This window comes from Bowmanella yangjiangensis (assembly GCF_018531185.1).
Lineage (GTDB): Bacteria > Pseudomonadota > Gammaproteobacteria > Enterobacterales > Alteromonadaceae > Bowmanella > Bowmanella yangjiangensis.
Window position 1 is genome coordinate 1,335,330 of the sequence record NZ_JAHDJU010000002.1, and the last position, 14,117, is coordinate 1,349,446.

General features: G+C 51.2%; 14 protein-coding genes. All 14 read left to right on the forward strand.

Annotated features, from left to right (window positions below; genetic code table 11):
- The first annotated feature begins 91 nt into the window (after positions 1-91).
- The 14 genes from KJY73_RS15115 (at position 92) to fliP (ending at position 14,114) form a co-directional block, all read left to right on the forward strand.
- On the forward strand, positions 92-1,207 hold the full coding sequence (locus KJY73_RS15115) for a sensor histidine kinase (RefSeq protein ID WP_214344527.1): 1,116 nt from the start codon (positions 92-94) through the stop codon (positions 1,205-1,207).
- Complete coding sequence (locus KJY73_RS15120; protein WP_214344528.1) at positions 1,204-2,541, forward strand: sigma-54-dependent transcriptional regulator; 1,338 nt, start codon at positions 1,204-1,206, stop codon at positions 2,539-2,541. The genes KJY73_RS15115 and KJY73_RS15120 overlap by 4 nt, the downstream gene beginning before the upstream one ends.
- Before the next feature lie 432 nt (positions 2,542-2,973).
- Positions 2,974-3,300, forward strand: a complete 327-nt coding sequence (fliE, locus tag KJY73_RS15125) for a flagellar hook-basal body complex protein FliE (protein ID WP_214344529.1) — start codon at positions 2,974-2,976, stop codon at positions 3,298-3,300.
- Positions 3,301-3,314: 14 nt separating this feature from the next.
- Positions 3,315-5,012 (forward strand): flagellar basal-body MS-ring/collar protein FliF, encoded by a 1,698-nt coding sequence (gene fliF / locus KJY73_RS15130; RefSeq protein WP_214344530.1) that lies wholly within the window; start codon positions 3,315-3,317, stop codon positions 5,010-5,012.
- A gap of 2 nt (positions 5,013-5,014) precedes the next feature.
- A complete protein-coding gene (gene fliG / locus KJY73_RS15135) occupies positions 5,015-6,073 on the forward strand; it encodes a flagellar motor switch protein FliG (RefSeq protein WP_214344531.1) in 1,059 nt (352 codons plus the stop codon).
- Between the two features lie 21 nt (positions 6,074-6,094).
- Positions 6,095-6,877, forward strand: a complete 783-nt coding sequence (gene fliH, locus KJY73_RS15140) for a flagellar assembly protein FliH (RefSeq protein WP_214344532.1) — start codon at positions 6,095-6,097, stop codon at positions 6,875-6,877.
- A gap of 92 nt (positions 6,878-6,969) precedes the next feature.
- Positions 6,970-8,304: a flagellar protein export ATPase FliI gene (fliI, locus tag KJY73_RS15145; RefSeq protein ID WP_214344675.1), complete on the forward strand. Its 1,335-nt coding sequence runs from the start codon at positions 6,970-6,972 to the stop codon at positions 8,302-8,304.
- Positions 8,304-8,750, forward strand: a complete 447-nt coding sequence (gene fliJ / locus KJY73_RS15150) for a flagellar export protein FliJ (protein WP_214344533.1) — start codon at positions 8,304-8,306, stop codon at positions 8,748-8,750. Before fliI ends, fliJ begins: the two co-directional genes overlap by 1 nt.
- 1,708 nt (positions 8,751-10,458) lie before the next feature.
- On the forward strand, positions 10,459-10,818 hold the full coding sequence (locus KJY73_RS22055; protein ID WP_408611391.1) for a flagellar hook-length control protein FliK: 360 nt from the start codon (positions 10,459-10,461) through the stop codon (positions 10,816-10,818).
- 76 nt (positions 10,819-10,894) lie between these two features.
- Positions 10,895-11,428, forward strand: coding sequence for a flagellar basal body-associated protein FliL (gene fliL / locus KJY73_RS15160; RefSeq protein WP_214344535.1), 534 nt, complete (start codon positions 10,895-10,897; stop codon positions 11,426-11,428).
- A 10-nt stretch (positions 11,429-11,438) separates the two neighbouring features.
- Positions 11,439-12,497: a flagellar motor switch protein FliM gene (fliM, locus tag KJY73_RS15165; RefSeq protein WP_206594299.1), complete on the forward strand. Its 1,059-nt coding sequence runs from the start codon at positions 11,439-11,441 to the stop codon at positions 12,495-12,497.
- A gap of 67 nt (positions 12,498-12,564) precedes the next feature.
- On the forward strand, positions 12,565-12,966 hold the full coding sequence (gene fliN / locus KJY73_RS15170) for a flagellar motor switch protein FliN (protein WP_214344536.1): 402 nt from the start codon (positions 12,565-12,567) through the stop codon (positions 12,964-12,966).
- A 4-nt stretch (positions 12,967-12,970) separates the two neighbouring features.
- Positions 12,971-13,372, forward strand: coding sequence for a flagellar biosynthetic protein FliO (gene fliO / locus KJY73_RS15175; RefSeq protein WP_206594301.1), 402 nt, complete (start codon positions 12,971-12,973; stop codon positions 13,370-13,372).
- Entirely contained in the window at positions 13,365-14,114 is a 750-nt protein-coding gene (gene fliP, locus KJY73_RS15180; RefSeq protein WP_214344537.1) for a flagellar type III secretion system pore protein FliP, read from the forward strand. Before fliO ends, fliP begins: the two co-directional genes overlap by 8 nt.
- Positions 14,115-14,117: the final 3 nt, after the last annotated feature.

Below are 14,117 nucleotides of genomic sequence, written 5' to 3' on the forward strand. Positions count from 1 at the left end.
GTGTATGAAATTTAAGAATAAAAAATTGGCATAGTCCCTGCTTTACCCTTATGTCTGTTTTATAACGTCCAAGTTTTGACATGAGGTAGCCATGGTGAGTCAATCCGTATCGGGATCTACATACCACACCATTCCCAATGTTGCTTTTCTGCCGGATGAGGAAGAGCTGTTAGGGCTTAAGCAGCAAGCATCACGCTTGCAGCACTTGTTGGAAGTGATGCCAGCCGGGGTGATAGTGGTCGATGGTAATGGCCATGTGCGTCAGGCTAATCAAGTGGCTGTTGAACTCTTAGGTGAACCGCTGGAAGGTGAAGCCTGGCGAACTATTATTAACCGTTCGTTCAAACCTCGCGCCGATGACGGCCATGAGGTGTCGCTGCGTGATGGGCGTAAGGTGAAGCTGGCTATCAGTCCATTGGAACTGGAACCCGGTCAGTTGATTGTTATTACCGACCTGACCGAAACCCGCCGTTTACAGCAGCAGCTAAGCCATTTGCAAAAGCTGTCATCCCTGGGACGTATGGTGGCCTCCCTGGCGCATCAGATTCGTACGCCCTTATCGGCGGCCATGCTGTATGCCGCCAATCTGCAAAACAGTACCTTGGCGCCGGAGTCGCGTGGGCAGTTCGCCGACAAATTATTGTCTCGCTTAAAAGATCTTGAGCAGCAGGTTAATGACATGCTGCTGTTTGCCAAAAGTGGTGAGCAGCAAGTGGTCAGCGAATTATCGCTGCAAAGTTTAATGTTGGAAGTGGAATCGGGAGCCGAGGCCATGCTGATGGCTCGTCAGGCTATTTTAACCGTTGAGCTTCCAGAACCTGACATTTTGGTTTTGGGTAACAAGACCGCGCTGGCTAGCGCATTACAGAACCTTATTCACAATAGTATTCAGGCTATGCCAAGAGGTTGTCGCATTCACCTGCAGGCCAACCGCGACCCCGGCAACGAAGAGCAGGTGGTTATTTCTATCGCAGATAATGGCCCGGGTATACCGAAAACCGAGCTAACCCATATTTTTGACCCCTTTTACACCACCAAGTCTCAGGGAACCGGCCTGGGCTTAGCGGTGGTTAAGGCCGTTGCCCAGTCGCATCAGGGTAATGTTTGTGTCAGCAATGTAGAGCAGGGCGGTGCCAGGTTTGAGATTCGACTGCCCTTGCTTCGGCAACTGGAGCCGGCGCTAACGCCTAAGGAGTGTAGAGGATGAGTAACAGCAGAATTTTAATTGTTGAAGATGATGCAGGTTTGCGTGAAGCACTGATCGATACCTTGCTGCTGGGTGGATATGAGATCCTCGAAGCCGATTGCGCCGAAGCGGCAATGGTGTTGCTGAATCAGGAAGAAGTTGATCTGGTGGTCAGTGACATTCAAATGGGCCAGATGTCCGGCTTATCCTTGCTGCGCAGCATCAAGCAGAAGCTGCCTAATATGCCGGTGTTGCTGATGACAGCCTATGCCACTATTGATGATGCAGTACAGGCTATGCGAGACGGCGCTACCGATTATTTGGCGAAGCCGTTTGCACCGCAGGTACTGTTGAATCTGGTGGGGCGTTATGCGCCGGCGCAAAAGGTTGAGTCTCGACAGCCTGTGGTGGCCGACCCGGCCAGTAAAAAGTTGCTGGAGCTGGCACAGAAGGTCGCTAAGGCCGATGCTACCGTGATGGTACTGGGTCCTAGTGGCTCGGGTAAGGAAGTTTTGGCTCGCTATATACATGATCAGTCTGGCCGCGCAGAGCAACCTTTTGTGGCGATTAACTGTGCCGCTATTCCAGAAAATATGCTGGAAGCTACCTTGTTTGGTTATGAGAAGGGCGCCTTTACCGGTGCATTGCAAGCCTGTCCTGGTAAGTTTGAGCAGGCACAGGGAGGCACCATTTTGTTGGATGAGATCACTGAGATGGATCTTGGCCTTCAAGCCAAGTTATTGCGTGTTCTGCAGGAGCGGGAAGTGGAACGCCTTGGCAGTCGCAAAACCATTGATTTGGATGTGCGAGTGATTGCCACCAGTAACCGGGATCTACGTCAATCTGTGAGTAAGGGCGAGTTTCGCGAAGACTTGTACTATCGCTTAAACGTATTTCCCTTGACCTGGGCACCCCTTGTACAGCGTCCAGGGGACATCATTCCTCTCGCTCAGCATCTGATTGACAGGCACAGCCAAAAAGCTGGCACCCCAATCCCACAGTTGACCGCCGCTGCCAGGAACAAACTGCAACATTACAGTTGGCCGGGTAATGTGCGTGAATTGGAAAATGTGATCCAGCGAGCCCTGATTCTGGCCAGTGATAACCAAATTGATGCCCTGGATTTGATGTTGGAACAGGATATCCCACAGGACGTTCAGGAACTGGACTGTGAGCCGGAAGGCAGCAAACTGGGGATGGAACTGCAGCAGCAGGAACATCAGATTATTCTGGATACCCTTAAGTCATGCAATGGCAGTCGTAAGGCCGTAGCTGACAAGCTGGGGATCAGTCCACGGACTTTGCGTTACAAACTGGCCAGAATGCGTGATGTGGGAATAGAAGTCCCAGCTTGATTGCATGCTTTGTTGAAATTTACGTGCCACCACTAAGGACACGAAGAACACAAAGATATTAATTGGGGAAGTAGCAGGCCTCGTATTTCTTCGTGGCCTTCTTGTGCTTTGTGGTTATGTGGATTTTGCTGATTACCACAAAGGGCACTAAGGTCGCGAAGGTGTTAAGTGGGGTAGTAGACAACCTGTTATTCCTTTGTGCACTTCGAGTTTATATGAATTTAGCTTTTCACCATGAAGGGGACTTAGAAAAAACACCGAGATAACCCCCTATCTATCTACCTCAACCAGCCTGGTTAGCCGCCAATTTCCCGTCATCCGCCTCTTCTGTGCATTTTAACTCTTTGAAAATAAAGGGCTATATATGTTGGCATCAGTATTGCTATGCCTTTGTTAGTCAAATTTTCCACACCGATGAGTTTGGAGCAGTCAATGGACATCAAGGCACAGTCTTTGTACAGCGAACTTCAGTCACTGGCCCGTCAGGCCGGTATGGATGCCGCTCAGGCTCAACCGCTGGTCAGCAACCCGAGTTCTCAGAATTTTGGTGATATGCTGAAAACGGCATTGGATAACGTCAACGGTCTGCAATTTGATGCCAGAGACAAACAAGTTGCTTTTGATATGGGTGATACCAGTCTGAGTTTGGTGGATGTCATGGTTGCCAAGGAAAAGTCCGGTATCGCCTTTGAAGCCACAGTGCAGGTGCGCAATAAGGTACTGGAAGCCTACAAGCAAATCATGAATATGCCGGTGTAACGGGAGACTAGATTGTGGCAGATGCAACTGGTACAGAATTGGCCGTAACAGGCAACAGTCCTGAAGCGGATAACACACCGGAGCAACGTTCCGGTTTTATGGAAGGCATGGGCGGTATCGATCTGCTGCGTCAGATTACCCTGATTGTGGCACTGGTTATCTGTGTGGCCATTGCGGTATTTATCGTGATCTGGGCACAAGAACCGGATTATCGTCCTCTGGCCAAAATGCCTACCGAAGAGCTCATTCAAACCCTGGACTACCTGGATCAAAACCAGATTGACTATCGTCTGGACGGTAACGTCGTCTATGTAAACGAAGATCAGTACCAGAATATCAAGCTGGGCATGGCTCGCCAGGGCATTAGCCAGGAAGCCAATAGCGGTACCGATATCATCATGCAGGATATGGGCTTTGGGGTAAGCCAGCGGGTTGAGAAAGAGCGCCTGAAGCATGCCCGTGAGCAGCAGTTGGCCCGTACTATCGAGGAAATCAGTGCTATCACTCGCGCCAATGTGCTGTTAGCGCTACCTAAAGAAAGTGTGTTTGCCCGGGTTGAGAAAAAGCCCAGTGCCACTGTGGTATTAACCCTGCGTCGTGGTGCGGTACTATCCGGCGAAGAAGTGGATGCCGTGGTGGATATAGTGGCTTCTGCCGTGCAGGGTATGGAGCCTAGCAGAGTGACAGTGACAGATAATAATGGTCGCTTGTTAAACTCAGGTTCGCAGGACTCTCTGGCTGCAAGGTCACGTAAAGAATATGAAATTGAGAAACATCGCGAAACTGAGTATCTGCAGAAAATTGACTCCATTCTGATCCCGGTTCTTGGCCTGGGTAATTACACCGCCCAAGTGGATGTCAGCATGGATTTTACTGCGGTAGAACAAACTCAGAAGCGTTATAATCCCGACCTGCCTGCGGTGCGTAGCGAAATGACGGTGGAAGAGAACTCGGTGGGGGGCATTGCCGCCGGTATTCCCGGAGCCCTGAGTAATCAGCCGCCTTTGGATTCGAATATTCCCGAGCAGGCCAATAGCAATAATGCCAAGTCGGTAACCCCGGGCCGCTCACACAAAGAAGCGACACGCAACTACGAGCTGGATACCACCATCAGCCATACTAAACAGCAAACGGGGGTTATTCGTCGTTTGTCGGTATCTGTGGCGGTAGATCACACCCAGCAAACCGCAGCAGATGGTACAGTTACCTCTGTGCCAAAAACGCAAGAAGAGTTGTTGAATATTCGTCGGGTACTGCAGGGCGGTATCGGCTTTGACGTAACCCGAGGCGACTCCTTAGAAGTTGTTAGCATTCCCTTTAGCCGCATTGATGATCTGGTGGTTACTGAAGTGCCGCTGTGGGAGCAGGAATGGTTTATGCGGGCGTTGCGTCTGGTGGTCGGCGGTCTGGTGATTATCACCTTGATCCTGGCTATCGTCAGACCCATGCTTAAGAAACTTATTTACCCAGAAGATACCCGCGAGGCTGATGCCTTCGATGCCGACTCCGGCTTGGATCTGGGCGATGAAACCATCAGTATGCTGTCTCAGGAATTTGACGAAGGCCAGGTAGGCTTTGCACCGGATGGCTCCTTGATGCTGCCGGATCTGCATAAAGATGAAGATATACTTAAAGCGGTACGTGCGCTGGTGGCGAACGAACCCGAGTTGTCAGCCCAGGTTGTTAAGGGCTGGCTGATGCAGGATGAATAAGCATGGCAACCAGACAAATAACAAAAGTTCCAGAAGAAGCAACGTCCAGCCCTGGTTATGATGTCAGTAAGCTCGAAGGGGTAGAGAAAGCCGCTATCTTGCTACTGAGCTTGTCGGAAGAAGATGCTGCGCAGATCCTGAAACACCTTGAACCCAAGCAAGTGCAAAGGTTGGGTACCGCGATGGCGAGCATGGAAGACATGACGCAAAACAAAATCACGGCGGTGCATAAGCATTTTATTGAAGAAATTCAAAACTACAGCACCATTGGCTTCCAGAGCCAGGAGTTTGTGCGTAAAGCCCTGACGGCTGCATTGGGTGAAGATAAAGCGGCGAATCTGATTGATCAGATCTTGATGGGCGGCGGTGCCAAAGGCCTGGATTCACTCAAGTGGATGGACTCTAAACAGGTGGCCAGCATTATTCGTAATGAGCACCCGCAGATCCAGACTATTGTGTTGTCCTACCTGGATGCAGAACAATCGGCGGAGATCATTGCGCAGTTCCCTGAAAAAGTGCGTTTGGATCTGATGATGCGGATCGCCAACTTAGAAGAAGTGCAGCCAGCCGCCTTGCAGGAATTGAATGAGATTATGGAGAAACAGTTCGCCGGCCAGGCCGGTGCTCAGGCAGCCAAGATGGGCGGCCTGAAGTCAGCAGCAGACATCATGAACTACCTGGACACCAATATCGAAGGTCAGTTGATGGATGCCATCCGCGAGCAGGACGAAGAAATGAGTCAGCAGATCCAGGATCTGATGTTCGTCTTCGACAACCTGGCCGATGTGGACGATCGCGCCATGCAGACTATCTTGCGCGAGGTGCAGCAGGATGCGCTGCTCAAGGCCATCAAAGGTGCCGACGAAGAAGTCAAAGAAAAGATCACCAAAAACATGTCCAAACGGGCAGCCGAAATGCTTATCGACGATTTGGAAGCCATGGGACCGGTTCGAATCAGCGAAGTGGAAGCAGCGCAGAAAGAGATTCTGTCTGTGGCCCGTCGTTTGGCCGACGCCGGCGAAATTATGCTGGGCGGCGGTGGCGGCGACGAGTTCCTGTAATTAATAACGGGGTAAAAGTGGATGAGCGGTTCCAAAATCCTCAAGTATCAAAGCCAGGAACCTGGAGTGCGCTCCTGGGATCTCCCTTTTATGGAAGATGCGCAGCCTGAACCTGCAGATAAAACCAATGCTATTAATCGCAGTAGCGAGTGGAAATATGAACCGCCTGAGGTAGAAGAAGAAATTCTGCCGCCTACGGCTGAGGAAATTGAAGCCATCCGTCAGTCCGCCTATCAGGAAGGACTGGAAGAAGGCCGCCAGGCCGGGCACGAGCAAGGCTTGTTGCAAGGTCGCGAGCAAGGTCTGGCCGAAGGCAGAGAGCAGGGCCTGGCAGAAGGGCATGCCGAAGGGCTGGAAGCGGGTCGTCAGGAGGTTGAGCAAGCGGCTGCAATATGGCAGGAGCTTGCCAATAAATTGACAAAGCCAGTTAGCCAGGTGGATGACCAGTTAGAAAATGAGCTGGTGCAGCTGGCTGTTTCCCTTGCCCGTGCGGTAATTCGTACCGAAATTCAAACCAATAAAGATGTTTTACTGCAAGCTATCAGTGAAGGATTAAAGGTCCTGCCTATTGAAGAGCGTCGCTATCAAATGCATATGCACCCGGACGATGTGCAGTTGATTAAACAGCATTTTTCTGTGGAACATATTGAAGCACATCATTGGCAGTTTATTGAATCTCCCAATATGCAAAGAGGGGGCTGCGATATCGTTACCGATACCAATGCCGTGGATGTTTCCATCGAGCGGCGCGTGCGCCAGGTGCTGGATAAGTTCTTGCTTGAGCAGGGCTTGAGTAAAGAATAATGCTACGGGCCAGACAAATCGGGTGGAGATTTGTTCGTCCGTTGTGACTCGGACTTGAGGCTGACAAAAGCGTCCAAACTGAAACAGGTGCCATCTTGCAAAACCTAAAAGACAGAATTGCCGCCTATCGCCAGCAGATTCCGCAGGCTCACACCGTCGCTGCCGGTAAGCTGGTCAGAGGCATAGGCCTGACCCTTGAAGCTGTCGGTTGCCAGATGCCGGTGGGCAGTCAATGTCTGGTGCAAACCATAGACGGTGAAATTGAAGCCGAAGTGGTGGGCTTTGCGGAGAATATTACCTATCTGATGCCCACCGAAGCCGTGCGGGGTATTGTGCCTGGTTCCCGGATGCAGCCATTGTCCCGCGAGCAAGGTATTGGTGTGGGCATGGAGTTGTTGGGCCGGGTCGTGGATGGTAACGGTCAGCCATTGGATGGTTTGGGTGCCATCAAGGTTGAAAAACGTATTCCCCTAAGTCGCGCGCCTATCAATCCATTATCCCGTCGTCCTATCGGCCAGCCTCTGGATGTTGGCGTGCGCTGCATCAATTCCCTTATCACAGTCGGCGTGGGTCAGCGTATGGGCTTGTTTGCTGGTTCCGGGGTGGGTAAAAGTGTGCTGATGGGCATGATGACCCGCGGCACTAGTGCTGATGTGGTGGTGGTCGGTCTGGTTGGCGAGCGGGGGCGCGAAGTCAAAGAATTTATTCAGGATATTCTGGGCGAAGAAGAGCGCCAGAAGTCCGTAGTGGTGGCTGCGCCAGCCGATACCTCACCGCTGATGCGCCTAAAAGGCTGTGAAACCGCAGTTGCCATTGCCGAGTACTTCCGCGACCAGGGCATGAACGTGTTGTTGCTGGTGGACTCGCTTACCCGTTATGCCATGGCGCAACGTGAAATCGCCCTGGCCGTGGGCGAACCGCCAGCCACTAAAGGTTATCCGCCTTCGGTATTTGCCCGATTGCCAGCCCTGGTGGAAAGAGCGGGGAATGGCAGTGATGGTCAGGGGGCAATAACCGCTTTCTTTACCGTGCTGACCGAAGGTGATGATTTACAGGATCCTATCGCTGACTCTGCGCGGGCTATTTTGGACGGTCACGTGGTCTTGGCTCGTCGGCTGGCCGACAGCGGTCATTATCCGGCTATCGACGTGGAAGCTTCTATCAGTCGGGTGATGCCGATGGTAGTGAGTGATGAACACCTAAAAGCCGCCAGGCGAATCAAGCAGGTTTACTCAACTTATCAACAGAACCGGGACCTTATTAGTATCGGGGCATACAACCGCGGCGCTGACCCCAGAGTAGATCTTGCGATTAAGGCCGAGCCTGTGATCAATAAGTTCCTGCAACAAGAGATGAAGCAAATACTGCCTTATGACGAAAGCCTGGAAAATATGGCTGCACTGGCCAAAGGACTGGGTGAAGGCTGATGTCGACACGTCAACTTGAACAGGTGGCCAAATGGGAGCAGGAAAAAGAAGATAAGCTGGCCCGAGATTATCGTCTGGCCGAGCAAAATGTACAGACCAATGTGCAAAAGCTTACCGGCCTGCAAAGTTACCGCCTGGATTATCTTAGACAGTTGCAACAACGCGCTAATCAGGGCCTTGGGGCGCTTTCCTTTGCCCAGCATCAGGCCTTTATCGACAAATTGGATAAGGCCTGTCTGCAGCAAAATCAGATTATTGCCAATGCTAAGGCTGTTGCCCAGCAGCGCAGAGCGTTGTGGTTGCGGCAACAGCAAAAACGCAAGGCTGTTGAGATGTTGATTGAGAAAAAACGTCAGCAAGCTCAGCAATTAGAGAACAAACGCGAGCAAGCCTTGCTGGATGAAGTGGCCATTCAGCGTTTTGTTCGTCGGCAACTACAAAGCTAGCTACTGAGTTGCTTGAGGTTGGAACGCTACTTGCAAACATATCTGCCAAGAGTGTACGAAAAGTGTCAATTCCCTTATTTATTAAGGTATTGGCAAGACCAGTTTGATTGAGACAGGTTCTATGATGCAACAAGTTGCCGCTTCAAACCCACAGATTGCCGCTTCAGCCGCTATGCCGGAAGACAGCCCGTTGGCACTGGATAATGGTCAGGCCGAATTGTTCCGTGAACAGCTAAACCTCGAACAATCTAAGGGTAAACACAGCATTGAGCCTGTACGAAAAGGTGGTCCGGAAAAGCCGGGATTTGAGGTAGTAGAGAAACAAGGCAATGCGAAGCCTGCTCAAGAGAGCGAACCGGTCGATGATGCCACATCCGAAAGCACAACCTCAAAGGCAGAACAGAATGTCTCTGCCAAGGCTGGCGATGCCGCACCGACAGAGAAAGATCCTAAAAAAACTGATGATGCTGAATTTGCCAGTACCAAAGCATCATCATCTGAATATTCAGAACCATCCGATGACGCATCTGATAGCACCGACCAGCAAGCTGATGATTGGCTCAAGCTGGTTTATCAGTTGGTATTGGGCCCGTCGGCAAGCGCAGATGTTCAGATAGAACCTGACGCATCGGAATCAGCACCAACCGATGTTGAGCTGGAAAAAGCCCAAGCAGCCGATGTGGATGTGATCTGGACTGAGGATGATCTTGCTTTGCTGCAGGAGCTGGGGCTGGATCCTGAGGTGCTGCAAGACATGCTAACACCTCAGCAGTTGCAGGAATTCAAAGAGCTGCTGGCTGACATGCCTCAGCAACCAGAAGAACAGATGTTCGCCGAGGTATTACTGATGCTTGAACAGGTCATGGACGCCGAGCAGGTTAAGCAGGTGCCTGTAGAATTGTTCGAAGCTAAGGGATGGGAACACCTGGTCAAATTAGGCTCCGAGAATGGGCAACAAGCGCCCCTTCAGGAACTAGTCGCAACGTTGCCGTTGATGACGGATGAAGAAAAAACCGCGCTTTTGAAAGTTAAAGTGCAGGACGGTGTGCTTAGCCTGAATCAATTAACCGCAGTGCTGCAAACCACACTGCCAGCAGTTGAAGATGTTAAAAGCATAAAAGAACAGGCTACTGCCGCTACTGATGAGTTGGGTAAACAAACCCCTAGTGCAGCAGCGGTCACCGAGGTGAGTAAAGAGACTGCCAAAGCGCCCACTTCAGATAAAACCCTGACGTTGAAAGAGCTGGTGCAATTGCCTGAGAAGGAACTAGACAAAAAATTGACTGAGCTGGCCGAACGTTTACCTGTGAAGCAACAGGGGCCTGAGGCCGTGAAAGATTTTGTCGCCAGTCTCAAAGCCGGTATTGCCGAATTTAAAGCGCAGTTACAGCAAGGCAGAGAGCCGGGCCTGGATCTGCAAAGTCTGGTGCAAACCAGTTTGAAAGAGCAGGGTATTCAGGTTTCTCAACCTGCACTGCAGCCAGAGTTACAGCGTTTTGCTGCATTATTGGAAAATCCGCCTACGCCTCGCCAGGACGCCTTTGACCCCAGCATTCGCGGGGTAGCCGAGCGTCAGGTTCAGGCTGAAACCGCACACATACACAGTGAATCCGCTAAAGCCAGTGGCAGCCAAGCCCACAGTGCACTGGATAAAGCCATTAATATCGCCAAACCTGAGGCCGCTATACAACTCGCCGAGCGGGTCAGAATGCTGGTTAATCTCGGTAATATGAGCGCGGATATTCGTCTTGACCCACCTGATTTGGGATCTATGCAGGTGCGGGTGCAGATGCACGGTGAACAGGCCACTGTGAACTTTGTAGTGCAATCTCAGCAGGCCAGAGACATGCTTGACCAGGCAGTACCCAGGCTTCGGGAAATGCTGGCGGAGAAGGGCATTGAACTGGGGCAGTCCTTTGTTCAACAGGAAGGAAAAGGCCAGCAGTTTGCCCAGCAGCAAGGTGAGGCTGAGCAAGATTCCAGGCCTGATGTGGGCGCTGATGCATTGGCTGAAACCGAACTTCGCGTAGTGAATGGTCGCGTGGGCGGAATTGATTATTTCGTTTAAGGCAATTGCGTTAAAGCATTGCTATTCCGCTGGCGCTGGATAAGATCCGGTTAAGGTATTTGATTCGAGACGGATAATGGCAGAAAAAGAACTGGAACTGGAAGACGGCGGCAAGAAGAAAGGTAAGATGATGATTATCATCATTGCCGCAGTGGTGCTGGTTATAGGTGGGGCCGCAGCTTTTTTCCTACTGGGAGGTTCTGATGAACCTGCCATGGACGAAAGTCAGGCCATGAGCCCGACCCCAGGTGCATCCGACGGGGCGGCGGCATCTAACAGTGCCGCGCTGGGTTCTGCCCTTTATGTGGCGATGCCAAGGCCCTTTGTATTCAATGTACCGGGCACAGGACGCGATCGTCTGGTTGAGATTAAGGTGCAGTTGCTGGTACGTGGTGCCGATAACGAGGAACAGGCCAAGATGCATATTCCAATGATTGAAGGCACCCTGCTCAGAGTCTTTTCCAGTGCCAACGCCGATGATTTGGTCACCGAAGCGGGCAAGATTGCCTTGCGTGAACAATCCATCAAAGAAGTGAAAAAAGTGATGCAGGAAATTGCCGGCAAGGACGTGGTGTCTCAGGTGTTGTTTACCGGCTTTGTAATGCAATAGGAACTTACAGGTGAGCGATTTATTATCCCAGGACGAAATTGACGCACTATTACATGGCGTTGACGAAGTCGAAGAAGAGGAAATAGACAGTTCCGAACGAGGTGGTTCGGCGCTCGAATATGACTTCTCTTCGCAGGACAGGATAGTCCGTGGGCGTATGCCAACCCTGGAGATTGTGAACGAGCGCTTTGCCCGGCATATGCGGGTGAGCTTGTTTAATATGATGCGCCGCAGTGCCGAGGTGTCGATTAACGGCATCCAGATGATTAAGTTTGGTGAGTACGTACATACCCTGTTTGTGCCTACCAGCCTCAACATGGTGCGTTTCCGTCCGCTTAAGGGCACGGGGCTTATCACCATGGAAGCCCGTTTGGTATTTATCCTGGTGGATAACTTCTTCGGTGGTGACGGCCGTTACCATGCCAAGATCGAAGGGCGGGAATTTACCCCTACAGAGCGGCGTATTATTCAGATGCTGCTCAAGCTTATCTTTGAAGATTACAAAGAGGCCTGGGCACCGGTGATGGACGTATCCTTTGAGTATCTGGACTCTGAAGTCAATCCCGCCATGGCCAACATCGTCAGCCCCACCGAGGTGGTGGTGATCAGCTCCTTCCATATCGAGCTTGACGGTGGCGGTGGTGATTTCCACGTGGCCTTGCCTTATTCCATGCTGGAACCCATACGTGAATTGCTGGATGCCGGTGTTCAAAGTGATAAAGAAGACACCGATCTGCGCTGGAGTAAGGCGCTACGCGACGAAATTATGGATGTGCAGGTAGAAGTATCTGCCACCCTGATGGACATTGAGTTATCGCTGCAGGAAGTGATGGATCTGCAGGAAGGCGACATTATCCCTATTGAAATGCCCGAGCATGTGGTGCTGTTTGTTGAAGACTTACCCACCTACCGCACTAAAATGGGCCGCTCAAGAGACAACATCGCCCTGAAGATTACTGAGAAGATACCCAGACCGACCTCAGTGAAATCCGAATTGCAATTGCTGACCAAAGGCGGTCGACGCTTGGATTCCGATGCCGAACTGGCCAGTCTGGAAGATGATTTATAGTACCGATAATCCGGTTATATAGCTTTGTCCCGCAAACGCGGGAATCAATTGAAAGTGAGGTAGCGCGATGAGCACCGAAAATGATGACGCAATGGACGATTGGGCAGCAGCCATGGCTGAGCAGGCTGAGGCTGAAGCATCCGGCGATGACATACAGGTTGCTGAACTGGATGAACTGCAAGACGATGCGCCTATCAGCGGCGATGAAAAGCGCAAGCTGGATACTATTCTGGATATTCCGGTTACCATTTCCATGGAAGTGGGGCGCAGCCACATCAGCATCCGAAATCTGTTGCAATTAAACCAGGGCTCTGTAGTAGAGTTGGACCGGGTTGCCGGGGAACCCTTGGATGTCCTGGTAAATGGCACGTTGATTGCTCATGGAGAAGTAGTAGTGGTCAACGACAAATTCGGAATTCGCTTAACCGATGTTATCAGTCAGATTGAACGTATTAAGAAACTTAGATAAATCAATGGCTAAGCTGCTTTTATGCAGCTTGGCCTGGTTCACTTTCCCTTCCTTCGCCGACAACAAACCTCTTAATAGCCCCGTCGATTATCTGTCAGTGTTGCTGTCGCTGGTGGTGGTGATCGCCATGGTATTCATGCTTGGCTACCTAATGCGCCGGTTTAATGTCACCCAACATGGTGGCGGACAAATGAAAGTCGTGGGCTCCATGGCCCTTGGCACCCGTGAGCGCATATTGGTGATTCAGGTAGGTGAAGAGCAGCATATGCTGGGCGTGACGGCCCAGAATATTAATCATCTGGCCCGGCTTGAAACGCCACTGGAGGTTCCTCAGGCATCTGGGGACAATTTTAAAAATAAGTTAAGCCAACTGATGCAGGGACATAAGGGGAAAACCGATGAATAGGCTATGGATGCTGTTGGTTGGGGGGGGCTTGCTGCTGCTACCTGATTTTGCATGGGCAAATGCGGGTGTCAAAGCCTTGACTGTGACCACTAACCCCGATGGTAGCCAGGACTACAGCATGACGCTGCAGGTGCTGGCGATTATGACGGCACTGAGCCTGATCCCTGCCTTCGTGATGATGATGACATCCTTCACCCGAATTATTGTGGTGTTGTCTATTCTGCGTCAGGCTATGGGTTTGCAACAGGCGCCGTCAAACCAAATCCTCATCGGGGTCAGTTTGTTTCTGAGCTTGTTTATTATGGCGCCGGTGTTCGACAAAGTGAACGAAACCGCACTGCAGCCTTATCTGAACGAAGAGATTACCTCACTGGAAGCCTACGAGCGGGCCAAGATCCCCATGCGCGCTTTTATGCTGTCACAGACCCGGGTTAAAGATCTGGAGACTTTTGTTGAGATTGGGGGATATGAGGGGCAGTTCCAAAGCCCTGAAGAAGTGCCCATGAACGTCCTTATCCCGGCTTTTGTCACTAGCGAGCTGAAAACCGCATTTCAAATCGGCTTTATGCTGTTTATTCCCTTCCTGATTCTGGATTTGGTGGTGGCATCAGTGCTGATGGCCATGGGTATGATGATGCTATCACCTATGATAGTCGCCTTGCCCTTTAAGCTGATGCTGTTTGTGCTGGTGGATGGCTGGAATCTGATTTTTGGCACGCTGGCTAATAGTTTTGGTATGTAGCGG